Here is a 26,080-nt window from a genome sequence, read left to right as displayed (position 1 = left end):
ATGTCTCACAGCCTACTCCTGGGTTCTTAACGCTTGGGCAGCAAGATAGACTTTTGTCCATTCGCCTAGCACTTGATGAGTTTTAAGTTTTAACTGTTGGGCTATTACTTCTATTGAGTTACCCGCTCTCCGCAAATCTAGAATCTGCCGCCCCAGAGGAGTCAATTTTTCATAAAGTTGCTGCCATTGATTTTGTGTTAATCCCAAGTTATGTTCTTGCAAGGAAATTGAGAGCCAGCTGTCTACGAGTTCTGGTTTCCCTTTGAGGGCAAAGACACGCACGGCGTGGTAACTAATTTTTTCTCGCAGACGGTATACTTCTTTAGTCTGTTTATTTAATCTGTGAGCGATCTCTTCCTGGGACTTACCTTGCAAATACAGTCGTAGCCACTCTACTGCGTCTGTCCCCAAATTTTCTTGTAAATAATTTTCAAATTCTTTTTGTACTGACTGACGCAGCGCTTGTTGTTCTTCTAGCTGTTGTGCTTCTTGATATTCTGCGATCGCCTGACTATCTACTAAGTTAACTCGATTGTCACTGTCGTCTGTGAGAACTTCTTCTGACACTAGCCTAATTAAGTCACGGCCTGGCACTTGGGTTAAGCCACCGCGCTGAGTGCGACGCAAGTAATTTACAAACCGATAAGCTAATAGGGGTTGATTGCGGACTGGTCGCAAACAATATTCTTCCACACAGGCAAATAGCAGAGCATCCCCTAATCGTCTATCGGTTGTATATTTGGCAATATCAGCCATTTGTTGTTGCATATAGGCATCAGTTTGCAGTAACTCTTGAAGTACTTCTTGCAATACATCTATGACACTACGCTGGCGATCGCGGCTAAGGGCAACCCAAGTCTGAATTTTATTCCGTAATGTCACTAAACTCCCCAATCGCGTTATCAAGTTGCGATAAGCACGTTCTCGCCCTAGTCCCAAATAGCGTTGACGTAAAATCCTCCAGCGATATTCCATCGCTTGCTTGGCGATATCTAGTTCTTTAGGGTTCAACAGATCAAATCGTTTTGAGTCAGATCCCAACAGCCAGAGAATAATACTTTGCCTAGCAGCTTCATTTTGATCTGGACATTCCTCAGCCAAGCGTTTCTGCCAATCTAGAGCTAGTTTTTCCACATCCTTTGTCATAGCGAGATTGCGCTCCTCGAAACTCAATTTTGAAGTTTGCATCACAACCCCCATTTGTCCCACCTAATTGTTTAACTGGCAGCTGCCCCGGATTTCATGAAAATCATGAAAATATCCCAGTGATTCCACTTTTATTACGTCTTAATTCACTAAAATTATGCAGAAATTTCTACATTGATGTTTTATTTTCAATTTCAAAATTCCCCAAAACCATACCTATGAGGCGTTTGAGCCAATTCTGTTAATTTAATCTTTTTGTAAAGTTATGTTTTTGAACTGAGAACAGAAATCTACCTAGAGTGGTGACCATACACCTTTGCAGGAGATGGGTTGGGGAAACCTAATATTGTGTAACCGAGCCGAGGAACGAATCTAATTTAACTCAATATTGAGACGTTATTTCAGCCGTATAAGTTTCAACGCTATACAATCCCTTACGTAGTAGGATACTTAATTAAATCTCAATACGCTTAGTATTAGTGATCTTTTTTACCCGAAAGATCCCCCAACCCAATCCACTTACTTATGGAGTAAACCTCCAGACACTCGGTTACGTAGCGTGTTGTAGACAAGACTATGCGCTAGAGCGTTTCCCCTGTTCTCAAAGGGAGAAGACCGCGCTGGCTCCCCTTAAAATGGGTTTAATTCCCTACTTTTTAAGGAGGGTTAGGTAAGATCAAGCATTAACTGTATTGTATTAAGTTAAACTTCTTAATTTTTTATTATTTTATTTAAGTGTATATACGTAATTTAAGCATACATATTAAAGAAAGAAACTTTTGGATAAATACTATAGCTATGGCGTGGAATCAACCTCAGTATTCCACATGGCGTTCACTATTTTCAATAATAGGGATTGATGGCAAATTTATCCTTTCTAAAGAAGCTTTTATCCACAACTGTGTCTCTAAGATTGGCAAGTTATTCTTAAAAGTTTTATCTTTCCAAAAATGAATAGTCAACAGTCAATATTGATTTTGACTATTGACTTTGACTGTTGCTTTCCCTCTGCTTCAAAATTCAACTTATGCAAAATATAAAAACAGAAAGAATGCAACCTTCAAAAGCTTTAATGTAAGAAGCCTTACAAGAGACTTCTCTTTAAATTCATTTATGGGGATTCTTCGTTTTTAATTTTGAATTCTCCCGCAGAGGGTTGACTCTATAGACCATTCGATGATCTCACAATGGGATTTTCTACAGATTCTCGATACTGTTGGACTTGTTCTGTGTAAGCAATTGGCAGAATAGCTTCAACGTTTTCATGGGGACGAGCAATAATTACCCAGGATTCTAGTGTACCGCCATAGACATTTTCTGCGGCTTCAACACCAGCAGCCATAGCGGCTTTTACTTCAGAAACATCACCACGAATATTAACTGTAAAGCGGGCGCTACCCACTCTGATATAACCAACGAGGGTGACTCGACCAGCTTTTACCATAGCATCTGCTGCTGCTAGCACCGCAGGGAAACCTTTTGTTTCAAGTGCTCCAATTGCCTGTAATGACATAATTAATCTCCTGTATGAATAAACACCGAGGCTACAAATTAATTGTACGAAGCTTCGCTACAGATTTTGATAGCAAAATTGCTTAGAACATGCGGAAAGGTTCTGATTTTTCAGTGAAATGGATTGGTAATATAGTTTCCACATTTTCCGGTGGATTGGGAACTATGTAGTGGGTGATTACTGTACCAACTTTTACTTGCTCTCCAGCGGCGATTCCGGCTTCAACAGCTCTATTTACTTCAGAAACGTGTCCCCGAACAGCGACTAACAAGCGAGCGCTTTCGGCTTGACCATAATACACAATTGTAACTGCGGCAGCTTTGACCATTGCATCAGCTGCTGCTAAGACACTAGGAAAACCTAAAGTTTCAATTACGCCAACGGCCATTGGCATGGCATTAGCTCCTGGATTAAGGGATAGGCGATATTAATTGTACGTGGCTTTAGTCCCAATTTTGACATTTTGGAAAACTTTCTTTGATGCTAAAAATTCTAAAAGAGTGGGTATTTGCCGATTCACCACTCACAACTCGCTGTTCTAGAGGTAGTCTGTAGTCTATGGACTAAAATATTGATGTATGTTTCCGAATTTTCTTCCTCAAGCAGTTGGGCAACTGACAGAATCTGCCTCGATCGCACTAGCTCAAAGTATTCAAACAACTGCGATCGCTACTACTTTAATTAATCAACCAGTTACTACGACCTATGTCAAGCAAGGGAGTGGTGGAACTCCTATTTTATTAATTCATGGCTTTGATAGTTCTGTATTAGAATTTCGGCGGCTTTTGCCACTACTCTCTGGAGATAATGAAACATGGGCAGTCGATTTGTTGGGTTTTGGTTTTACAGATAGACTCTCAGGAATTGCTTATAGCCCAACTGCGATTAAAACCCATCTTTATTATTTCTGGAAAAGCCTGATTAACCAACCTGTAATTTTGGTGGGCGCTTCGATGGGGGGTGCGACTGCAATTGATTTTACGTTGACTTACCCGGAAGTGGTAAAAAAGCTGGTGTTAATTGACAGTGCGGGGTTGGCGGGTGGTTCACCATTAAGTAAATTAATGTTTCCCCCATTGGATTATTTAGCAACTCAATTTTTGAGTAATCTGAAAGTGCGCGATCGCGTTTCCCGCATTGGATATAAAAATCAAAGTCTTGCCTCTGTCGATGCGCTATGTTGTGGCGCATTACACCTACAAATGCCCAGTTGGCATCAAGCTTTGATTACTTTCACTAAAAGTGGTGGTTACAGTGCTTTTAGATTTAAAAAATTATCAGAAATTTTGCAACAGACGCTAATTTTATGGGGTGATTCCGATAAAATTTTAGGTACTAAGGATGCCATGAGGTTTAAAAGAGGAATTCCACACAGTACTCTCGTTTGGATTCAAGATTGTGGTCATCTCCCACACCTGGAACAACCACAAATTACTGCGCAGCATATTTTAGGCTTTCGATAATTGTAGTTGAAACCCAAGAAATCTGATGTAGCTATTGCAATTTGTTGGATGTAAACGGGAACGCGCTACAACAGTATAGTTGAGTATCAAGGTAGCGCAACTCTCAACAAGTTTTCTGTAACGCTTATCTGTAAAGTTTTTGACATATTGCTAATGGCTTTTGTCAGAGCCACTATTTTTCTCTTTAATACTGTTACTTTCACAGAATTTTAGGGAACGCAGTTTATCACTTAGTAAGTAGGCTTTATCTGATTGACTGACTCTAGTATACTGTGGCGGAAGTTCGCCTACCTTTAACAAGGGGAAAAATCCCCTTGTTAAGTCTGGTTAATCGTAGTTAACTGGATTTTGACCAAGCTGTACTAGTCAAGTAACCACATCTCATTAGAACTCTCAGGATACACATTTGGTTGATTTTGTGGTTGATTTTGAGCTAGTGTTTCTGAAGAGCGATGTGATTTTTTGTAGTTAAGTGGATTGTAGTGTTCTTTTACGGGTTTTATAGCACTAGTTCCTTTTACAGCTACAGCAAGTTTAGAATTATCTTCTGCCGTTTGTTTTAAAGCATTAATTTCTTCTATAAGCTTGGAATTCGCTTCTGCTAGTTGCAGTGCTGTTTTTTTGGTTGCGTCAAGTTCTTTTGTTAGCTGTTCTGCTAGGGTTTTTTGTTCCGATGTTAATGTTTTTTGTTTAGTTAATTTTGATTGCAAATCAGCAATTTCTTGTCCAAGAGATGCTTCTTTTTTGTGGCTTGTTTCTAGATTAGTTGTCAACTCTTTAACAGTTGCTTCTAAATCAGCTTTAGTTGGGCTTGTGCGCTTAGTAGAATTTGGCTCAGGTGTTTGTGTTGAGGATTCCTCATCAGATGAAGCCTGTTCTTCAACAATTTTTTCTGCTGTAACTTCAATTGCAGATTCACCTTCTTGGGGTGTAAATTTTTGCGCCTCTTCTTGTAGTAAGTCAGAGAGACTTTGTTTCCTAGCCATTATTATTTTCTCCAATCACGCTGTAATTCATCAGCTGCACGGCGGTAGTCTAACTCCGCCTCCCGTGCATTACTTCCTCGCCATTGACTAATCGCTACACCCTCAAGTGCTGCTCGTTCATGAGCCTTATAGGCACGGATAAAGGTATTACAAGTAGGAATACCTAATCGAGTCAGAGTGTTTTTTGCTTCTACTGCTTCCCCAATACTGCGCGTATCGACTTTGGTAAGCAGTACCCGATGGAGGGTTCCCACGGGGATGACGGCTTCCTTGACTGTTTCCACGAGGATAGCTAAATCCATTGCGGCTGGGGGTGTAGGCAAAACTAGATAATCTGCGATCGCAACTACCGCCACTAATGCTTCAGAGCGCAGCGCGGGAGGCGTATCCACCACTACTAAATCGTAACCTGTTATCTTTCCTAAATCACCTAAAAGTGCGGGATCTGTTTCTTGAGATAAATCAAATCCCATTCCCTGCTGACTGCGCCCAAACCACCAACTGGCAGAACCTTGAATATCTGCGTCAATCAGCAGTACCTTCTTTTTCTTCGCAAAATTTGCAGCCAGATTGACTGCGGTAGTCGTTTTACCGACTCCTCCTTTACCGTTGAGAATAGCGATGATTTTTGGCACTGCTTGGTTCCGATGCGGCCTTATACCATTTTAGATTTTGGATTTTGGATTATGAAAGAGCTAGTGGTTATCGGTTTGGGCGCTCCATTTGTCGAAATCATTTTTTAAATTGCTATTACAAGAATATACCGCTTTGTGTACCCCTAAATAACATGAAAACTCGTAACAATAAAATTCAGAAGCTATCAACTCCACAAACTCCTATGACACCAACTTACAATCTGCCTGATGGGCCTCAAATGCCGCGCTGGTTGCGGATGATCAAGTTTATTGGTCAGCCTGTAAAATATGTGGATGATTTTGCCAAAATCTATGGTGACACTTTCACGATCAGGAGTAGTCGGTCTGATAACCATATTGTGTATTTTAGTCAACCCCAAGCCCTTGAGCAGATTTTTACTGCTGATTCCAGCCATTTTGAGGCTGGCAGGGGGAACATAGGACTAAAATTTTTGCTTGGCGATCGCTCCTTTATGTTATCAGATGGCGATCGCCACCAACGCCAACGGCAACTACTAGCTCCTCCGTTTCATGGCGAAAGGATGCGGGCTTATGGTCAGGATATCCAAAAAATAACCCGACAGGTCAGTAATGAATGGCAAATTGGCAAGCCTTTTAATATCCGTGAGTCGATGCAAGAAATCACCTTGCGTGTTATTCTGCGGATTGTATTTGGTTTAAATGAAGGAGAGCTGTTTGACGAACTGAGGCGATCGCTAAGTGATTTACTAGACTTCATCAGTTCACCTGTAATGTCTAGCGCCTTCTTTCTCAGATTCATGCAAAAAGATTTCGGTGCATGGAGTCCGTGGGGTTGGATTTTGCAACAACGGCAAAAAATTGATCAACTTATTTATGCTTTGCTTCGAGAACGTCGGGCAGAATCTGAGCAAAATCGCCAAGATATCCTGAGTTTGATGATGGCTGCTCGTTATGATGATGGTCAAGGGATGTCAGATGAAGAATTACACGACGAGTTGATGACGTTGTTAGTTGCGGGACATGAAACTACTGCTTCAGCATTGACATGGGCTTTTTACTGGATTGACCATTTACCAGAGGTGCGGGAGAAATTGCTACAAGAACTCAACACCCTTGGAGTTAACTCCGATTTGAGTAGTGTAGCTAAATTGCCCTATTTGACAGCAGTGTGCCAAGAAACATTGCGAATTTACCCAATTGCCATGACTGCTTTCGTGCGGATTGTGAAGACCCCAATTAAAATTATGGGCTACGAACTGCGAGAGGGAACGGCAATAGTCCCCAGTATTTATTTAGCGCATCATCGGGAAGAAGTTTACCCACAATCCAAGCAGTTCAAACCAGAACGCTTTTTAGAAAGACAATATTCACCATACGAATATTTACCCTTTGGTGGCGGTAATCGTCGCTGTATTGGGATGGCATTTGCCCAGTATGAAATGAAAATTGTCTTGGCAACTGTTTTGTCGGATTTTCAAGTATCGCTAGTGAATAAACGTCCTGTGCGCCCTGTACGCCGTGGGTTAACTATAGCCGCACCGCCCGGAATGCGAATGATTGCAACACCTCAAGTTAAGCGTGCAAATACACCAGCCCTAGTTTAGGCAAGTAGGGTGGGGGTTAAAATACCCACCCTACTATCGCGCAATAATTACGAATTACGTTAGCGTAGCGGTAGCGACGTAGGAGCGTCATTACGAATTATCCTGACTTTCTTGCTTATCGGCGAGTTTTTGATAATGTTCTTTATCGCGGTATTTAATTGTTCTCATCGGTTGATTTCCAACAATTGCTAAAGGTTCAATATTAGTATTTACAACCGTACCAGCCGCTACAATTGCACCATCTCCAATGGAAACTCCCGGAATAATTAGGACATTTCCGCCAATCCAAACATTGCGGCCAATGACAACAGGTTTATGAATATAGACATTATGTTCATAGGGTAAATCATTACTTTGATAGTCATGGTTAGCGGAGAGAATAACAACATTAAAACCAAGAGTTGTGTTATCGCCAATTGTGATTCCACCACGACCATCTAATACAACATTAGGGCCAATGTAGACTTTGTTTCCCAGAGATACATTTTGCGGATGGTCAATTTTAATATCTCGTTTAAATCGTAGACCAGAGCCACAAAATTTTAATTGACTCTTCAGTTCTTGATGCTTGTAGCGCCTGATTTTGGTTTCTATGTATTCTCCCCAGCTTACCAGACGAGGCACTAACCATTGTTCCAATAATTGCTCTAATTTATTTGTAATTTTATTTTTGATCTCTTTCATAAAACCTCACGGAAGTTTAGGAACCCTCTGGCTTTCAAGCAGTGAGGAAAAACGACGCGGGTACTTTAGCACCCTTCGCATTTACTAGGTTTCCCCGATTAGAGTTCTTTCTCTTCCTTAGCGTTCCTCTGCGTTAAAAAACAATCTCCTCACTCATCCGCTGTTCCAGCACATCTAATAACCCATCCACATCCTTACCAACTTGCTCAAAACAAATCGGTGGTGCTGGTTCCGGTGCAAACTGAATTAACTTAATTTCGCCCTTACCAATACCAATCATCACAACTTCCATTTCTGGCTTGTGATTCTCGACAATTCCCAAAATTTCTTGCAGCCGATTTTCAACTTTAATATTTAAATTCTCTATCTGCTCTTTCGGACAATAAACAAAATGCGGCGTTGGTTGCAAATCAATACCAACAGTACCCTGACTGTCACCATTTGCTAACCACAATCCCCAAAACAGCGCCGCCAACTCTTGCTGATTTGCTTTGACAAACTTATCCAACTGGCGACGCCACTTGGTATCACCTGATTCTGGTTGACTATTACCAAAAAACATAAATAATTCGTAATTCGTAAGGACGCTCGAGGACTCGCTACCGCTACGCTAACGTAATTCGTAATTGAGAGACAAAGAAGGCATGAAAGTTATCTTAAGCCTGATTGTACACGCCAGAGACTTGAATAAATGCCATCTTTCTCCAACAGTTGCTCATGGGTTCCCGATTCTACTAATTTCCCATGTTCCATGACACAAATGCAATCGGCATTGCACATGGTGGAAGGATGATGATCGATTACCTACGGTACGCTACGCGATCGCTGGATTGCCACTTCTGTCTCATTATCCATCGCCGAGGTAGCTTCATCTAAAACCTAGGGCGGATTTTTCAAGACTGGACGCTACAAGCTAATGACAATATAATATTGACTGTTTTCGGAGATGTCTATAATAAAGGAGTTTTTGCCCGCAGGCTCTTCGAGGTTCCGGGTATTATGGTGAATTGCCTGCATACCACATCTATGTATGCATCAAAAAATTGTGTATAAGAGTTAAAACTGAATATGGCAATATCTGATATTCTCGAAGAACCACAGCGTCTGAGTCGCTTGTTTAGTGGACTGCGTGGCGATTTTACGGGAGGGCTGACAGCAGCCGTGGTAGCCTTGCCTTTGGCTTTAGCCTTTGCGGTGGCAAGTGGAGTAGAACCAAAAGCTGGACTTTACACCGCTATTGTGGCGGGAATTGTAGCGGCAATTTTTGGTGGTTCGTCAGTACAGATTACAGGGCCAACAGGTGCAATGGCTGTGGTTTTGGTGGGAATTGTCGCCAAGTACGGCATTGAGAAAGTTTGGATTGCTGGGGTGATGGCTGGGATTATCCAAATTGCCTTGGGGGTTGCCAAACTTGGACAACTAGTGAAGTTTATTCCCTATCCAGTGACGGCAGGCTTTACCAATGGTATTGCCGTGATTATATTTTGTGGTCAATTAAATAATTTCTTCGGTTTACAACTACCGCGTAGTGAACATTTTCTGCCCGGACTTTGGCAAAGTCTCACTCATGTAGAAGCTTTAAACTTGGCTGCTGTTGGGTTGGCAATAGTGGTGATTGCAACCACAGTTTTGTGGCCCAGGATTAATTCTACAATACCGGGTTCTTTAATGGGGTTGGTGTTGGCAACAGCGATCGCTTCTTATTTCCATTTGAATGTACCCACAATTGGCAGCATTCCACAATCTTTACCGATGCCCCAAGGTATTCCCCACTGGAATGATTTTAGCGTGATTCGGGAACTGATTAATCCAGCTTTGGCTTTAGCAGCACTGGGAAGTATTGAATCGTTGCTGTCGGCGGTGGTGGCTGATGGGATGACGGTGAGCGAAAAACACAATAGCGATCGCGAATTAATTGGTCAAGGGTTAGCAAATATTATTATCCCATTTTTTGGTGGCATACCCGCAACAGGTGCGATCGCTCGGACTGTTGTCAATGTCCGTTCTGGCGGCAAAACCCGACTATCTGGAGTAATTCACGGCGTTGCCTTAGCCATTATTGTTTTAACTTTAGCACCCCTAGCTGCACAGATTCCTTTAGCAGCACTTGCTGGCATTCTGATGGTAGTTAGCGTGCGGATGATTGAGTGGGAAGCCATTGGTTTATTGATGCGTGCTACCTACTCTGACTTTGCAGTGATGATTCTCACCTGGCTAGTAACAATCTTGTTTGACTTAGTTCTCGCTGTCGAAGTGGGATTGATTGCAGCCGGAGCATTGTTTATCAAACGGATGAGCGATTTAAGCCTAGTCAAAATACCTGAAACCGAAGTATTTCCCCCTGGTACTCCTCTGGAATTAGGTAAAGAAATTGCTGTTTATCGGGTAGATGGCCCTGTGTTTTTTGGTGCTGCTGAACGGTTTGCTACTTTTCTCCGCGATGAACCGGAAGTGAAGTATTTAATTCTTCGGTTGCGGTTTGTACCAAATATGGACACAACTGGGTTAGTAGCTTTAGAGGATATTTACCACGATTTGGAACGGCACAATTGCCGCTTAATTCTCACAGGTTTACAACCCGAAGTCCAACAACTACTAGAACGCACAGGATTGTTAAAAACAATTGGATTATCAAATTGTTTTGAAACAACGACAGATGCGATTTGCTCTATCTCTCCTCAGATTCAAGGATGTTCTCTACCTGTAGCGGCTGATTTGAAAACAAAAGAATTGATGGAATTAAATGAATGACGATATAGGACTAGTATTTGATTTTTGAAAAGATACGTAGGGTGCGTTAGCGACAGCGTAACGCACCATTCTTAAGGCTTTGGTGCGTTACGGCTTACGCCTAACACACCCTACAAATACTTAGATTTTTTCAGAAATCAAATATGATTCCTATATTTCGCCAAAAGATAGATACCCGGAAATTGGCGTTTGCGTAGCGTTTCCTAAAGGACAAGGTATTGTTAATGATAGATATTTAGTTGTTTGAACCGTTGCGATCGCTTCCTGTAGTATTAGGCTGAATGACTTTAAGATCAACAAAAATACCTATCATGAGTATTATCGTCTTCGGCAGCATAAATATAGACTTGGTAGCAACAGCACCCAGGTTACCAGTCGCAGGAGAAACGTTACTAGGAGAAAAATTTTTTAAAGTTTCGGGAGGTAAAGGAGCTAATCAAGCCGTAGCATTAGCAAAATTGGGAATTCCTACTCACATGGTGGGGCGTGTAGGTGCAGACGGTTTTGGGGGAGAACTTGTCAACAATTTGCAATCATCTGGTGTGCAGATTGACAATATTTTCGTGGATGAGACTGTTAGTTCTGGAGTCGCCATCATCGCCGTAAATCATGCTGGGGAAAATCAAATTATTGTCATTCCTGGTGCAAATGGGTGTGTCAATCAAGAAGATGTCGAGCGATTGTCCCATTTATTACCAGAAGCGACAGCACTGCTTTTACAATTAGAAATTCCAATTAATGCCGTGGTTGCAGCCGCTAAAGCCGCCAGAAAAACCAATACAAGGGTAATTCTCGATCCTGCACCTGCACAATCTGATTTTCCAGATGAACTTTACCCGTTAGTGGACATTATTACACCGAATGAAGTTGAAGCCTCGCAGTTAGTGGGTTTTCCTGTGGATGGAGAAGAACTTGCAGCCAAAGCAGCTGGAGTTTTATTACAACGGGGTGTGAAATGTGCGATCGTCAAACTGGGTGCTAAAGGTGTTTTTTGTGCCACTGCTGAGGAGAAGTTTTTTGTACCCGCGTTTTCAGTTCATGCAGTTGACACTGTAGCTGCTGGCGATGCTTTTAATGGTGGCTTAACGGCGGCACTTTTTGAAGGACTTTCTTTACATCAAGCAGTTGTTTGGGGTGCAGCAGCCGGTGCTTTGGCGACAACAAAAGCAGGGGCACAAACTTCGCTACCAGATAGGTTTACATTTGATGCCTTTCTGAGGGAAAGGTTTTAGCTGCGATGTTTACGACGGGCTACGCCTACGCAAATTTGATACGATTAGCTTAAAGAACTCCCAAAACAAGATTGTCACCATGAGCAACTCAACTCCAATGGATGACGAGAAAAATCTTCCCAAGAAAAAGGGCAGAACACTACCTCCCAAGCTGATTATCTGGCTGGGAAAGTTTGTCTGGACGACTATGTGGAAGATTATGATGTCAAAGCTTGCTCCTAGTAATCAGTCGGGAGCGTATATTCGTCCTAATAGCCAGTTTCGGAAGTTCATCGGTAAAGAAGAGGGAAATCCCCACCCACCAGCAGCGGGACGCTACAAACTCTATGTTGGGCTGGGCTGTCCTTGGGCGCACCGAACCCTAGTTGTGCGATCGCTCAAAAAACTCGAAGCGGTAATATCAGTATGTATCGTCTCTCCTTCTCCCATTGAAGGCGGTTGGATATTCAACGAGGAAGAAGAAGGTTGTCGCACACTGGCTGAATTTTATCAGCTGGCACAACCTGGTTACAGTGGACGCTCTACAGTTCCAATTTTATGGGATAACCAAACTAAAACTATCGTCAACAATGAGAGTTCAGAGATTATCGTCATGCTGAACTCTGAGTTTAACGAGTTCGCCAACAATCCCACCCTGAATCTTTACCCAGAAGCACTTAAAGAAAAAATTGACTGGTGGAATGAGAAGATTTATCACGCAGTAAATAACGGTGTGTATCGCTGCGGCTTTGCCCAAAGCCAAGAAGCATACAATCAAGCTTGCAACGAACTGTTTGCAACTCTTGATGAGATTGACATTGCATTGCAAACTAGTCGATATCTGTGTGGGGACAATCTCACACTCGCAGATGTCCGTTTATTTACAACGTTATTTCGGTTTGATAGTGCCTACTATGGGTTGTTTAAGTGCAATAGGCAGCGAATTCGAGACTATCAAAACCTGGGAGCTTACTTACGTGATTTATATCAGCTTCCTGGTGTAGCTGACACCTGCGATGTAGAAAGTGTGAAGCGGGACTACTACGGGAACCTATTCCCACTCAATCCGGGCGGGATAATTCCCAATGGCCCTGATATGTCTTATCTTTATCAACCACATGGGCGCGATCGCATCAGCACAGTGAATGCTTCATAAGGTACATTGAGAACTGATACCTCGATGGCTTCATTCTGGAGTAGATGTAATTGTGAACCAGATTAATCGAGTTGCAATTGTCGGTGGAACTCATGGCAATGAATTTACCGGGGCCTACTTAACCCAAAAATTTGCCCAGTTTCCCGATTTAATTAATAGACCAAGTTTTAAAACAGTCACCCTGTTAGCAAATCCTAATGCTTTTGCAGCAGGGAGGCGATATGTAGAGAAAGATTTAAATCGCTGTTTTCTCAAGCAAGATTTACAAGATCCGACTTTAAACAGTTACGAAGAATTGCAAGCTAAATCAATTCAGAACACCCTAGTATTAAACAGAGATAACCAAGCAGATTTTATCTTAGACTTGCATAGTACTACAGCTAATATGGGTTTGACAATTATTTTGGTAAATAGTCATCCTTTAAACTTGAAATTGGCTGCTTATCTAACCCAGATTAATCCTTTGGTTAGGGTTTATCGCTGCTCTTTTAAATCAATTGAACAAAACCCATTTGTAAATTCCCTGTGCGAATTAGGCTTTGCGATCGAGGTTGGCCCTATTGCCCAAGGACTCTTAAAAGCAACGCTGTTCCAACAAACAGAGGAACTTGTTTATGCGATTCTCGACTATCTAGAACAGTTTAACCAGGGTGAAATTCTATCAAATAACGAAACATTGATTTTCTATGAGCACTTATCAGTTGTGGACTATCCCAAAAAACCGGATGGGACAATCTTTGGAATGATTCATCCAGAGCTTCAGGACAAGGATTATCAAGCCTTAAACCCAGGAGATCCAATTTTTATAACCTTTGATAATAAAACAATTATTTATGAGGGAGTATCTACCGTTTGGCCGATTTTCATTAATGAGGCAGCTTACTATGAAAAGGGAATTGCAATGTGTTTGACTCAGAGGCAGCAAATCAATATCTAAGATGTAAAGAATATTTTTTGTAAAATCGCTTTTTATTGGAAGTGAGAATAGAAATTGAGCATCTAAATTATCAATAACTTCATATATCTAGCTCCATCGCTAAAACTTATTTATATACGTTTAAATGCGTCTTTGTTATGATATATTGATGACCAGTAATTAAATATCAGGATAAAAAGTTGTCTGAAGGGTCGATCAAGTTGAGAGCAAAGAAGCGCTGAAAACCCATTATCTAATTCACCGGAAATATCTTTTAGAGCAGTAGAATTTGACAAATATGGGAAACTTGTTAGTGTCAATCTAAGCTATGTCTACGATGGGCTACGCTTACAGAATGCTGCTCTTAAAGTCACTCTTGAATTTGAAAATTAGGAACTGCAAATCTTATGGCTTGAGATTTCTTATAAAAATAGCCCTGAGTCGAAGAACAAAACTTGACCGATAAAGCCCAAACCTAACATTATATTTACGTTTAAAATTGTCCAAATACTTGAACTCATAATGAAAAGCAAGCGACAACAAAACAAACCAATAGCCAGCCTTTCTTTAGACTTGGATAATATTTGGTCTTATCTAAAAAATCAGGGTGCTCCGGGTTGGGAGACTTTCCCCTCTTACCTGGATATCGCAGTCCCTCGTTTCTTAGAGATTCTCCAGCAATGGGATTTGACAATCACAGTATTCATTGTGGGCCAGGATGCAGCGTTAGAAAAGAACACCAAGGCATTACAAGCGATCGCTAGCGCCGGTCACGAAATTGGCAATCATTCATTTTATCATGATCCTTGGCTACATTTGTATTCAGAGGATGAGATTGAACAAGAGGTAGCCTTAGCCGAACAACATATCAAGCGCGTCACTCATCAACATCCTATCGGCTTCCGGGGGCCTGGATACAGTTTTTCTCCTGCGGTATTGAAAGTCTTAGCACGACGGGGATACGAATATGATGCTTCGACTTTTCCCACATTTTTGGGGCCCATCGCACGAGCATATTATTTGATGACTTGTAAACTCAGTAAGGAAGAACGCAAGAAGCGGGAAGCCTTGTTTGGCGGTTTCAAAGAGGGTTTGCAGCCTCTAAAACCTTATCAGTGGCACATGGGTAAGGATAGACTCACTGAAATTCCCGTTACCACCATGCCAATTTTTAAGGTGCCAATTCACTTTAGTTACATCATGTATCTGAGTACATTTTCTTCGGAAGTGGCGTTACTCTACCTGCGAATTGCCCTGTGGCTATGTAAACTGACTCATGTGCAGCCTTCTTTGCTACTGCATCCTACAGACTTTGTAAGTCAAGAGGATGTACCAGAACTATCATTCTTCCCTGGAATGAGTGTTCCCACTTACAAAAAGCTGGCAATAGTGAACAAAAGTTTGGAACTTATATCCAGTCAGTTTAATGTTTTGACTGTTGGACAACACGCCAAATCCGTAGCCGATGCCCGTCAACTGCCTGTATTAGTGCCTCAAAAGAGGTGAAAATATGATTTATGCGATTGAGAAGTCCAATTTGTATCCTTAATTACAGGCAAAATTAACTTTGTTCTGTTTTTGAGAAGGAGGAAATAGTGTTGTAAAAACAATAATTTTATGTTTAAAATAGTTCACTATTCCAATGTCTTTATTAAAAACTTCTGGTGATATCCCTTCCCCAGAGGTTATTTTTTTAAAATGGCATGTATATAGTGGTTCTCGTTTACATAAGGTACACCCGTAGGGGCACGGCATGTTGGCCTACACCTTGCGATACTGATGTTGTACCGCATCTGAATAGGAACCGTTATAATCAGATTTTTTAACAATTTTCTAAATTTTGAATAGCAGCCACTTATCTTGAAACCAGCTGACATTTGCTAGCAAGAATGTGTAAAGTAATTGAGAGCCAATCACTATCTCTAATCTTTGACACATCTATCTATGGTTAGAAAAACCCAACGTCTTTTGCTGCTAGTCGTTTCCTGTAGTATAACTGGTGTAATTTTAGGAGGTACTGCTGCTTGGGCAGAAAGTAATCTCTGCTTGGAAGATAGTAAAATTACAAGTGAGTGTCTAACTCAAGATCCAATCCAAAAAACTATTCAAGGAATGAGTGCCGGATTGTTAGCTGGGGCTGGGGCCGCTTGCGGCGCAGCATGGCAGTTACGACATGAAGATTGAGTTAGGAGTAGCCATGCCAAAACCATTAATTTTAGGTTAAATCATTATTTTGCGTAGGCGTAGCCCGCTGTAGGCATCGCCTCCTTAATTTTTCCAAACGACCGTTAGATTTATCAATTGCATTGTTGATGCCATATAGAGAATAATCACAGATAAAGCAGCTTTGGCCTCTTCGTGCGAGAGAATAAATATAAAGTATGGCGATCGCAATCGATTTTGGTACTAGCAACACAGTCATTGCTCGTTGGAACCCTGTAACCCAACAGCCAGAAACCCTGACTCTGCCAGGTTTATCAATTAAACAAAGTCTCAATCCGCCACTGATTCCCAGCTTGGTTTATGTCGAAGATGCAACAAAAAATCAAGTCTTAGTAGGGCAACAAGTACGCGATCGCGGTCTTGACCTCAAGGGCGAAACTAGATTTTTTCGCAGCTTTAAGCGGGGTATTGGTGCAGATATCCAAGGTTTTTTACCCGAACTAGATGGGCAAATTGTCACCTTTGAACAAGTAGGGCAATGGTTCCTCACCCAAGTAATTGAAGAACTAGCATCCCTGGAAGGTGGCTTAGATTCTCTTGTATTAACCGTACCCGTAGACAGTTTTGAAGCTTATCGTCACTGGTTGGGGAAAGTTTGTCAAGCTCTGCCTGTCGAACAGGTGCGGATGTTGGATGAACCCACAGCCGCCGCCTTGGGCTATGGCTTGGCAGATCAAGAAATTCTCTTGGTGATTGACTTTGGCGGCGGCACTTTGGATTTATCCCTTGTCCGGCTGGATCAAGGCGTGCAAGCAACCACAAAGCCGCTCGGATTTCTCCTCAAATGGGGTAATAAGTCTCTAGCTGAAGATTCAAAACAAAAAGTCAAAACAGCCCGTGTCCTGGCGAAAGCTGGGCAAAATTTGGGCGGTACTGATATTGATAATTGGTTGGTAGATTACTTTGCCAAAACTCAAGAGTTGGCGGTAAGTCCGTTGACAACAAGATTGGCAGAACGGGTGAAAATTCAGCTATCAACTCAAAACCAAGCGAGTGAAGTTTATTTTGATGATGAGACATTTGAAAGCTATGAACTGGAATTAAACCGCGATACATTTGAAGATATCCTCAAAGAACATGCATTTTTTGAGTTACTAGATGAGTCAATGACGACACTGTTGCAGCAAGCAAGACGGCAAGGAATAGAACTTCCAGATATTAATGCAGTTTTGTTAGTTGGTGGCACAGTACAATTGCCAGCAGTGCAGACATGGATAAAACAGTATTTTGAACCAGAAAAAATCCGTTGTGAACGTCCCTTTGAAGCGATCGCTCAAGGTGCATTACAGTTAGCACAAGGCGTGCAAATCAAAGACTTTTTGTATCATAGTTATGGTATCCGCTACTGGGATCGTCGCAATCAGCGTCACAAATGGCATTCTCTGATTAAAGCTGGACAGGCATACCCAATGAGTCAGCCAGTGGAATTAGTTTTAGGCGCTTCAGTGGAAAATCAGCCTAGTATTGAATTAATTATCGGAGAATTGGGAGCAGATACGGGTAGTACTGAAGTTTATTTTGATGGCGATCGCTTAATTACTCGCCGTATGGACAATAATGAAACCAGCGTCAAACCCCTCAACGATCAAGAAGGCGCGAGGACAATTGCCCAATTGACACCAGGCGGATATCCTGGAAGCGATCGCATCAAAATTCTCTTTCAAGTTGATGATCAACGCTTTTTGCGAATCACCGTTGAAGACTTGTTGACAAATGATACTCTGTTGGAAAATCAACTTGTTGCACAGTTGAGTTAATTAAGTACAACATCATATCGCCAGGTGTAGGGGCACGGCACTGCCCATACGTGTCAACTTAAGGTGAAACCCATCCTAGAAGCAGCTTTTAGATATTGTCTCGTTGTCTTGTTCCCAGTCTCCGACTGGGAATGCTGTCCTAGAGGCTCCGCCTCCTTTGCTGGCGGCAGAGCCGCTTTTGAGTTGCATTTCCAGCCTCTTGCTGGAAACGAGATTTGAAAAGGCTTTTAGCTTAAGTTGACACCAATGGGCACTGCCGTGCCCCTATAGGGTGTACCTCACGTAAACGAGAACCGCTATAAAAGGATTTAAAAGTGGGATACCGCAGCCATCGGCATCCAAGATGTTGCGCTCATATTTGATTTTTAGCTAGGTACAACTCAAAAAGCCTGTTTTCTCTTTGCCTCTGCCTATCGCGCTTACACTGCGCTTCTCTGCGAGACGCTTCTCTACGAGAGGCTTGTCTACGACGCGCTGCGCGAACGCCAACGCGAACGCGCAACACGCAAATAAATTCTCCAAATCAAAGCGGATTCCTATATCTGATAGTTATCATTACATCAAATATATGAATTCCTTGCTTGTACTAATTAATTAAGTCAAAAAAGACATAACCATAATTTAAATATAATGGTTATCATAAATCTCAATCTATAGAGTAGAGAAGTCAGGCATAATTTAAGAAGATATATAAGTTTTTACTTATATGTCTAATCTAATATTTATTTAATAATTCCTCTTCATATTTGACAACTTTCACAAAAAAACCTGTAAACTAATTTCAATTAGTTAAGTGATGTCCCTTCGTCACACCACGTCAAGAAATTAAACCAGGGTTCCAGGTATACAAGCAAGCCTTTTTTGCAGAAAAATGGCTGATTTTTAATACCTAGATAGAAATGGATAATTTCTAGTTAAAGAGCGAGAAAACACGTTGTTATCTTGCCTGATTCTTCATGGTTAAAAAATAAAATTTTTAGTTAAGGAGATTTTATGACAGAATTTTTTAATCAAGTTTCTCGCCGTAAATTTATTGCCACAGCCGCAGCGTCAGCAAGTGCTGTATTCCTGAAAGGTTGTTTAGGAAATCCACCTGAACCTGGTGGTAATGCTGGCGCTTCTACAACATCGTCCGTTCAAGCAGTAGTTAATATTAGCCCAGAACAAAAACCAGAAACCACAAAAGCCAAACTTGGATATATCCCCATTGTTGAATCTGCACCGCTAATTATTGCTAAAGAAAAAGGCTTTTTTGCCAAGTATGGAATGACAGATATAGAACTTTCTAAGCAAGCTTCGTGGGGGTCAGCAAGAGATAACGTAGAAATTGGTTCTGCTGGAGGTGGTATTGATGGCGGTCAATGGCAAATGCCCATGCCACACTTAATTACAGAAGGTAAAATTACCAAGGGTAATCAACCAATTCCGATGTATGTGTTGGCGCAGTTAATTACACATGGTAACGGAATTGCGATCGCCAACAAGCATTTAGACAAAGGTATTAGCTTAAAACTCGATACTGCTAAACCTTTATTAGCGCAACTCAAATCTTCCACACCCTTCACCGCCGCCTTTACCTTCCCCCACGTTAACCAAGACTTGTGGATTCGTTACTGGTTAGCAGCAAGTGGAATCGACCCAGATGCAGATGTCAAATTGCTGACCGTACCGGCGGCGCAAACCGTCGCCAACATGAAAACCGGCACAATGGATGCTTTTAGCACCGGCGACCCCTGGCCATTTCGCCTCGTCAACGACAAAATTGGCTTCATGGCTGCATTAACCGCCGAAATTTGGAAAAATCACCCCGAAGAATATTTTGCTATGAGAGGTGATTGGGTTGACCAAAATCCCAAAGCCACAAAAGCTTTACTCAAAGGCATCATGGAAGCCCAGCAATGGTTAGATAAGTTTGAAAACCGTAAAGAAGCAGCGCAAATTCTTGCTGTTAAAAAATATTTTGGCTTATCTTCACCAGAAGTTCTTGCTGACCCATTCCAAGGTAAATATGACATGGGTGATGGTCGCAAAATTGATGATAAATCAATGGCTGCTTATTATTGGAAAGATGAAAAAGGCAGTGTTTCTTATCCTTACCAAAGTCATGATTTATGGTTCATCACCGAAAACGTGCGTTGGGGATTTTTGCCCAAAGATTATCTAGACAACGGTGCAGCCAAAGCCAAAGAATTAATCAAAAAAGTTAATCGCGAAGATATTTGGAAAGAAGCTGCTAAAGAATTAGGAGTACCTGCTGCTGACATTCCCACCAGTACATCTCGTGGAGTGGAAGAATTTTTTGATGGCGTGAAATTCGACCCGGAGAAGCCAGAAGAATATCTCAAGAGTCTGAAAATCAAAAAAGCCAGCGTTTAATCATTAGCCATTCATAAATTTGAGGAAACATCCATGACCTTAGCCCAAAAACGTCCCACAAGTCCTAAATTTGATAATAGCTTTTTATCAAGTTTGCAAAAGCAATTTCCTAATCTTCTTCCTCCTGCGACTGCGTTACTTATCTTCCTAGTTATTTGGCAATTATTTTCTTGGACTCCAGGTGCTACATTACCTGGGCCAATCCAAGTTATTCAAGACACCTGGATCTTGATTTTGTATCCCTTCTATGACAAAGGAGGAACTGACAAAGGTCTTTTTTGGCAGATTCTTGCTAGTCTCCAGCGGGTTGCTATTAGTTATACCTTAGCGGCAATTGTTGGTATTGGCTTGGGCGTTTTGATTGGTGTGAATAAAACCATGTCTAAGGCTTTAGATCCTTTGTTTCAGTTACTAAGAACTGTACCGCCTTTAGCTTGGGTTCCTATTTCCTTAGCAGCTTTACGCCAAAACGAACCAGCAGCGTTATTCGTGATTTTCATCACTGCAATTTGGCCGATTCTAATTAATACTGCGGTGGGTGTAACTCAAATCCCCCAAGATTACAACAACGTTGCCAAAGTTCTGCAATTAAGCCGCAAAGAATACTTTCTCAACATTCTGATTCCCTCAGCACTACCCTACATTTTTACTGGTTTAAGAATTGCCATTGGTTTGGCTTGGTTAGCAATTATCGCAGCAGAAATCGTCATGTCCGGTATTGTGGGAATTGGCTTTTTTATCTGGGATGCTTATCAAAATAACAACGTCAGCGAAGTTATTTTAGCTCTAGTTTATATCGGTGTTGTTGGTCTAATACTAGATAAACTAATGGCTGCGCTACAAAACTGGATTTTACCTACTGAACAAAAGTAGGAATCGGGGGGCTGGGGACTGGTCAAACTATTAGCAATCAACCATCCCCAATATTTAATTTTGAACTTTGAATTTTGATTTTGAATCTTGAATTGAAACCTATGTCTATATTTGTTGCAGTTGACCGAATTGATAAAGTTTTTGAATTAAGCGGTGGTGGACAATATATTGCCCTCAAAGGTATTGACTTACAAATTAGAAAAGGCGAATTTGTTTCTCTTATCGGTCACTCCGGTTGCGGGAAATCCACTCTTTTAAATATGATTGCCGGGTTGGATTTACCAACAGAAGGTCTTGTGACTTTGGAAGGACAAAGAATCACCAAACCAGGCCCCGATAGAATGGTGGTTTTCCAAAATTATTCTCTCTTACCTTGGCGGACAGTCAGAGAAAATATTGCCTTAGCTGTAGATTCAGTCTTAAATGGAATGCCAGCAGCCGAACGCAAAGCCATAGTCGAAAAACATATAGATATGGTGGGTTTGCGTCCCCATGCAGACAAACAACCGGGAATGTTATCGGGTGGACAAAAACAACGGGTAGCGATCGCTCGCGCTTTAGCGATTCGTCCTAAACTACTACTATTAGACGAACCCTTCGGTGCATTAGACGCGCTGACTCGCGGTAACTTGCAAGAACAATTAATGCAAATTTGCGAAGAAAATCAAGTTACCGCCGTGATGGTGACACACGACGTAGACGAAGCCGTGTTGTTATCTGACAGAATTGTGATGTTAACCAACGGGCCACAATCGAAAATTGGTGACATTTTAGAAGTCGATATTCCCAGACCCCGCAAACGCATGGAAGTAGTAGAACATCCCAGTTACTACAGCTTGCGGAGTGAAATGATTTACTTCCTCAACCAACAAAAACGCATCAAAAAAATTCGGGCGAGAAAAACCACCGCGATCGCTCGTCATGGGTTAGAAAAAGTTAATTTAGATATTGGCTTCTTACCTCTGACCGCTTGCGCCCCCCTCGCTATAGCCAAAGAAAAAGGCTTTTTCGTCAAACATGGCTTAGATGAAGTCAACTTAGTCCGAGAAAGCAGTTGGCGGGGAATTGTGGATGGGATGACAGGTGGTTATTTAGATGCAGCACAAATGCCATCAGGAATGCCAATGTGGTTAAGTTTGGGAGGGCATAAAAATGAACCCTTACCCGTTGTCACCGCTTTGACTATGACGCGCAACGGTAACGCCATCACCTTAGCCAAACGCTTTTACGATCAAGGTGTACACAGCTTATCCGACTTCAAAAATTACCTCCTCAAAACCCGCGAACAACAACACAGAATGGGCGTAGTCCATCCTGCATCCATGCACAACTTATTGCTACGTTATTGGTTAGCAGCAGGTGGAATTGACCCCGACAATGATGTGGCTATGAAAAATATCCCGCCCGCCCAGATGGTAGTAGACTTAAAAGGTGCAACCATTGACGGTTATTGCGTCGGCGAACCTTGGAATTATCGCGCGGCGGTAGAAGGTTCAGGCTTTACCATTGCTACCGACTTAGAAGTTTGGTTAGGGCACCCCGGTAAAGTTCTGGGTGTGCGAGAAGATTGGGCAGAAACTTATCCTAATACCCATATTGCTTTAACCAAAGCCTTACTAGAAGCTTGCCAATATTGTGCAAATCCTGCCAATGCCCAAGAAATTCGGCAAATTTTAGCAAGTCGGGAATATGTCAGCACAGATATTCAGTATATCCAAATTGAAGATGTCAATGGCGCTACCTGTGACTTAGACCATCCGATGCGCGAGTATGCCCATCACCAATTTTATTCTGAGTCTGCCATTAACCGTCCCAGTCGGACTGAACAAATTTGGATTATGACTCAATTGGCGCGTTGGGGTGACACTCCTTTCCCCAGAAATTGGGTAGAAATTGTTGAACGAGTTTGTCGAGTTCGTGTTTTCAGTACCGCTGCTAGAGAATTGGGTTTAGATATTAGTTACACCCGGCAACCTATTCAACTATTTGATGGTAAACCCTTCAACGCCGACGATCCAATTAGCTATCTTAACGGGTTAGAAATTAAACGCGATTTTTCCATTGCCGAAGTTGTTCTAGATGCACCCAGAAGAACAGCAGCTTAATCAATTCAAAACTCATAATTCATAATTCAAAATGCAAAACCGCAACTTAAGAACTACCAACACCGCTACAAGCACAATTAGCCGTCAGCCCTTCCTAGAAATTAAGGACGTTTCTAAAGTCTATCCCACCAAGAAAGGACCATTTACCGTCCTTGATGGTGTGAACCTCAACGTTGAACAAGGTGAATTTCTTTGCGTTATCGGCCACTCTGGCTGCGGTAAATCGACGCTGTTAAATATGGTTTCTGGTTTTAACTTTCCCACATCTGGACAAGTGCTACTAGAAGGAGAACCAATTACCAAGCCTGGCCCAGATAGAATGGTTGTGTTTCAAAACTATGCCTTGTTACCTTGGCGGACTGCGTTTGAAAATATTTATCTGGCTGTAAATGCAGTTTACCCCACCAAGCCAGAAGCAGAAAAACGGGCAATTGTCCGGGAACATTTGGCGATGGTGGGATTAGGTGACGCAATGGAAAAGAAGCCCATGCAAATGTCTGGGGGGATGAGACAGCGGGTTTCGATCGCCCGTGCTTTGGCTATTCGTCCGAAAGTGCTGATTTTAGATGAACCTTTTGGGGCGCTAGATGCGATTACCAAGGAAGAATTACAGGAAGAATTGCTGAAAATCTGGGGTGATAATCGTTGTACTGTGCTGATGATTACCCATGATATTGATGAGGCGCTATTTTTGGCAGATAAATTGGTGATGATGACTAATGGGCCTCATGCGAAAATTGGGGAAGTGATGGAAATTCCCTTTGCAAGACCACGCGATCGCGCTCGCATCATGGAAGATCCTCAATATTACCAACTCCGTAACTATGCGTTAGACTTCTTGTTTAATCGCTTTGCCCATGATGATGTAGGTTAATATACCTGGGGCGTACAGATGTTATTGGTGTCAACTTAACGTGAAAGCCAGTCTAAAACCAGCTTTTAAAGATTATCTCTTACCTCGTTCCCAGTCTCCGGCTGGGAATACCCATCGTTGGGGCTGCCGCCAGGAGCTGCTGGAAACGAGATTTGAAAAGGCTTTTAGCTTAAGTTGACAGTGAACGCACCCGTCCGTACATTACAGCCAGAATTGCAACTCTTAATTACGAATTACGAATTATTTCCGTACCACTACTAAAGTTCCATTCCTAGCCCAGTTGTAAAGATTACGAGCTTGCTTAACAGGTAAATTTACGCAACCGTGGCTAACTGGAGTCCCAAAACGATTATGCCAGTAAGCGCCGTGGATAGCGTAGCCTCTGTAGAAATACATTGTGTAAGGAACGTCAGGAATATTGTAGCCCCTGCCTCGCATCCGGTGAGTGCGATACTTAGAATTAATCCGAAATCTACCTATGGGTGTAGGGGTTGATCGCTTGCCTCCAGAAATGCGGTATGAATAAACAAGCCTTTTACCTTCCCATGCACGTAAGCGTTGCTCTGACAAGTCAATTTCGATCCAGCGAGGTTGGGATGTTTGCCTAATATTAGATGCAGTGATGCTGTTTTCATTAACTGACGCGGCTGTTGCTGTAGTAAAGTTGGGTGTACCTGCTAAAGGTGATGACCAAGAAAATAAAGTTGTCACCATCAGGGCCACGCCTGTACAAAAAGTTCCTGAAGAACGAATTTTACCACTGCGAATCCAAGATTGCATTATGCCTCACCTTCTAAACTACGCAAAAATTATGAAGTGAAGTAATTTTCTGGAAAACTAGAAATTTCCAGATCGACTACTCGCTTCCTGTCAAGGATTCACGCAATTCATCCGCTAATGCTTTTCAAAACAAGTCCTAAGCTAATCTGCATCCAATTTGCACATTTGTCATTTGTCTTTGATTAAATGATGAGTTCAACTAATGACCAATGACTAATGACAAAAGACACCTTTACAAAAAATCTGTCATTTAAATGCCTAAATACAAACTTCCCCAAATTTATATTTGCATTTTTGATTTCACATACTAATTGTCAGGATTTACGCTTATTTTGTCGGGCAAATCGTTAAATGCCCTCTTCTATATTTTATTTCAAATTCAGTAATTCCGACTCCGAAGATTCCCAGCATAAAATATTGCTGGGAATCACCCAATTGTCTTGATTTGTTGTTATTAATGATTTTGTCTAAATTGCCTTTTGGTTGCTTCAACTACTATTTCTGGATGACTACTGGTGTCCCTACTGATGCCCACTCGAATAGCCATTTAGCATGTTTAGGCGCGAGATTCACACAGCCATGGCTGACTGGAGTGCCAAACCTTTTATGCCAGTAAGCTCCGTGAATACCGTAATTACCTTGGTAAAACATCGCATGAGGAACGTTGGGAACGTCGTAGCCGCTTCCCCGCATCCGTGTAGTTTTGAGCTTGGATTGAATATTAAAAGTACCAATAAGAGTGGGAGTAGACTTTTTGCCAGAGGAAATAGCACTTCCATAAACCACTCTGTCACCTTCCCAAGCTATTAACCGTTGCTTTGAAAGATCAATTTGAATCCAGCGCTTCTCCGATTTTTGTAATGTCTGGATTGTTTGTGCAATTACTTGATTTTTAGAATTCGCCCAAACTTCACTCGTTCCAGTAGTAGTAAAAACACTTAAGGACAGTGCTGTACCACTGAGGAGTATTTGTAAGCGACGCACCCAGTCAGGATTAATCAGTTTGTTCATTTTAGATACACTCACACTTAAATCATGAAGCCTT

The 26,080-nt window shown here is 41.9% G+C and carries 22 protein-coding genes and 1 pseudogene; 13 read left to right on the top strand and 10 right to left on the bottom strand.

Annotated elements, in window-relative coordinates:
- Positions 1-12: 12 nt before the first annotated feature.
- The 3 genes from H6G92_RS03645 to H6G92_RS03635 form a co-directional block, all read right to left on the bottom strand.
- The gene (locus tag H6G92_RS03645) at positions 13-1,200 is read right to left on the bottom strand and encodes a HetZ-related protein 2 (protein ID WP_190890870.1); all 1,188 of its coding nucleotides are present in this window, start codon (positions 1,198-1,200) and stop codon (positions 13-15) included.
- Between the two features lie 1,108 nt (positions 1,201-2,308).
- Entirely contained in the window at positions 2,309-2,659 is a 351-nt protein-coding gene (locus tag H6G92_RS03640; protein ID WP_100899978.1) for a carbon dioxide-concentrating mechanism protein CcmK, read from the bottom strand.
- An 82-nt stretch (positions 2,660-2,741) separates the two neighbouring features.
- Positions 2,742-3,053 (bottom strand): BMC domain-containing protein, encoded by a 312-nt coding sequence (locus H6G92_RS03635; RefSeq protein ID WP_100899977.1) that lies wholly within the window; start codon positions 3,051-3,053, stop codon positions 2,742-2,744.
- Positions 3,054-3,237: 184 nt separating this feature from the next.
- Between H6G92_RS03635 and H6G92_RS03630 the strand changes: the two genes are divergently transcribed.
- Positions 3,238-4,122 (top strand): alpha/beta fold hydrolase, encoded by an 885-nt coding sequence (locus H6G92_RS03630; RefSeq protein WP_190890868.1) that lies wholly within the window; start codon positions 3,238-3,240, stop codon positions 4,120-4,122.
- A 362-nt stretch (positions 4,123-4,484) separates the two neighbouring features.
- On the opposite strand, the gene H6G92_RS03625 is transcribed toward H6G92_RS03630, so the two are convergent.
- Complete coding sequence (locus H6G92_RS03625) at positions 4,485-5,108, bottom strand: hypothetical protein (RefSeq protein WP_190890866.1); 624 nt, start codon at positions 5,106-5,108, stop codon at positions 4,485-4,487.
- A 2-nt stretch (positions 5,109-5,110) separates the two neighbouring features.
- On the bottom strand, positions 5,111-5,743 hold the full coding sequence (locus tag H6G92_RS03620) for a ParA family protein (RefSeq protein ID WP_190890864.1): 633 nt from the start codon (positions 5,741-5,743) through the stop codon (positions 5,111-5,113).
- A gap of 203 nt (positions 5,744-5,946) precedes the next feature.
- Between H6G92_RS03620 and H6G92_RS03615 the strand changes: the two genes are divergently transcribed.
- Positions 5,947-7,329, top strand: a complete 1,383-nt coding sequence (locus H6G92_RS03615; RefSeq protein WP_190891460.1) for a cytochrome P450 — start codon at positions 5,947-5,949, stop codon at positions 7,327-7,329.
- A 90-nt stretch (positions 7,330-7,419) separates the two neighbouring features.
- Here the strand turns inward: H6G92_RS03615 and H6G92_RS03610 are convergent, their stop codons facing one another.
- The 3 genes and pseudogenes from H6G92_RS03610 to H6G92_RS39175 form a co-directional block, all read right to left on the bottom strand.
- A complete protein-coding gene (locus tag H6G92_RS03610; protein WP_190890862.1) occupies positions 7,420-8,013 on the bottom strand; it encodes an acyltransferase in 594 nt (197 codons plus the stop codon).
- Positions 8,014-8,146: 133 nt separating this feature from the next.
- Positions 8,147-8,575, bottom strand: coding sequence for a beta-carboxysome assembly chaperone CcmS (gene ccmS, locus H6G92_RS03605; RefSeq protein WP_190890860.1), 429 nt, complete (start codon positions 8,573-8,575; stop codon positions 8,147-8,149).
- Between the two features lie 89 nt (positions 8,576-8,664).
- Positions 8,665-8,919 (bottom strand): annotated as a pseudogene (locus H6G92_RS39175) (ABC transporter); the annotation flags it as partial.
- A gap of 162 nt (positions 8,920-9,081) precedes the next feature.
- Between H6G92_RS39175 and H6G92_RS03600 the strand changes: the two are divergent.
- The 11 genes from H6G92_RS03600 (at position 9,082) to H6G92_RS03550 (ending at position 24,255) form a co-directional block, all read left to right on the top strand.
- The gene (locus H6G92_RS03600) at positions 9,082-10,764 is read left to right on the top strand and encodes a SulP family inorganic anion transporter (RefSeq protein WP_190890858.1); all 1,683 of its coding nucleotides are present in this window, start codon (positions 9,082-9,084) and stop codon (positions 10,762-10,764) included.
- A gap of 311 nt (positions 10,765-11,075) precedes the next feature.
- A complete protein-coding gene (rbsK, locus tag H6G92_RS03595; RefSeq protein ID WP_190890856.1) occupies positions 11,076-11,996 on the top strand; it encodes a ribokinase in 921 nt (306 codons plus the stop codon).
- 79 nt (positions 11,997-12,075) lie between these two features.
- Positions 12,076-13,131: a glutathione S-transferase family protein gene (locus H6G92_RS03590; RefSeq protein ID WP_190890853.1), complete on the top strand. Its 1,056-nt coding sequence runs from the start codon at positions 12,076-12,078 to the stop codon at positions 13,129-13,131.
- 52 nt (positions 13,132-13,183) lie between these two features.
- Positions 13,184-14,068, top strand: a complete 885-nt coding sequence (locus H6G92_RS03585; RefSeq protein WP_190890851.1) for an aspartoacylase — start codon at positions 13,184-13,186, stop codon at positions 14,066-14,068.
- A gap of 501 nt (positions 14,069-14,569) precedes the next feature.
- Positions 14,570-15,553: a polysaccharide deacetylase family protein gene (locus H6G92_RS03580; protein WP_190890849.1), complete on the top strand. Its 984-nt coding sequence runs from the start codon at positions 14,570-14,572 to the stop codon at positions 15,551-15,553.
- Between the two features lie 438 nt (positions 15,554-15,991).
- The gene (locus tag H6G92_RS03575; protein ID WP_190891458.1) at positions 15,992-16,231 is read left to right on the top strand and encodes a hypothetical protein; all 240 of its coding nucleotides are present in this window, start codon (positions 15,992-15,994) and stop codon (positions 16,229-16,231) included.
- Between the two features lie 197 nt (positions 16,232-16,428).
- The gene (locus H6G92_RS03570) at positions 16,429-18,027 is read left to right on the top strand and encodes an Hsp70 family protein (RefSeq protein WP_190890847.1); all 1,599 of its coding nucleotides are present in this window, start codon (positions 16,429-16,431) and stop codon (positions 18,025-18,027) included.
- Between the two features lie 993 nt (positions 18,028-19,020).
- Positions 19,021-20,403, top strand: coding sequence for a CmpA/NrtA family ABC transporter substrate-binding protein (locus H6G92_RS03565; protein WP_190890845.1), 1,383 nt, complete (start codon positions 19,021-19,023; stop codon positions 20,401-20,403).
- A 33-nt stretch (positions 20,404-20,436) separates the two neighbouring features.
- Positions 20,437-21,276, top strand: a complete 840-nt coding sequence (gene ntrB, locus H6G92_RS03560) for a nitrate ABC transporter permease (RefSeq protein ID WP_190890843.1) — start codon at positions 20,437-20,439, stop codon at positions 21,274-21,276.
- A gap of 101 nt (positions 21,277-21,377) precedes the next feature.
- Complete coding sequence (locus H6G92_RS03555; RefSeq protein ID WP_190890841.1) at positions 21,378-23,381, top strand: ABC transporter ATP-binding/substrate-binding protein; 2,004 nt, start codon at positions 21,378-21,380, stop codon at positions 23,379-23,381.
- A 31-nt stretch (positions 23,382-23,412) separates the two neighbouring features.
- Complete coding sequence (locus H6G92_RS03550; protein WP_190890839.1) at positions 23,413-24,255, top strand: nitrate ABC transporter ATP-binding protein; 843 nt, start codon at positions 23,413-23,415, stop codon at positions 24,253-24,255.
- Between the two features lie 240 nt (positions 24,256-24,495).
- Here H6G92_RS03550 and H6G92_RS03545 read toward each other — a convergent pair whose 3' ends face one another.
- Positions 24,496-25,035, bottom strand: a complete 540-nt coding sequence (locus H6G92_RS03545; RefSeq protein WP_190890837.1) for a L,D-transpeptidase — start codon at positions 25,033-25,035, stop codon at positions 24,496-24,498.
- 495 nt (positions 25,036-25,530) lie between these two features.
- Positions 25,531-26,046: a L,D-transpeptidase gene (locus H6G92_RS03540; RefSeq protein WP_190890835.1), complete on the bottom strand. Its 516-nt coding sequence runs from the start codon at positions 26,044-26,046 to the stop codon at positions 25,531-25,533.
- Positions 26,047-26,080 lie beyond the last annotated feature (34 nt).

It is taken from the genome of Nostoc foliaceum FACHB-393 (assembly GCF_014698505.1).
In the GTDB taxonomy this organism is placed as follows: Bacteria; Cyanobacteriota; Cyanobacteriia; order Cyanobacteriales; family Nostocaceae; genus Nostoc; species Nostoc foliaceum_A.
This window is presented reverse-complemented; position numbering and strand designations above follow the sequence as displayed.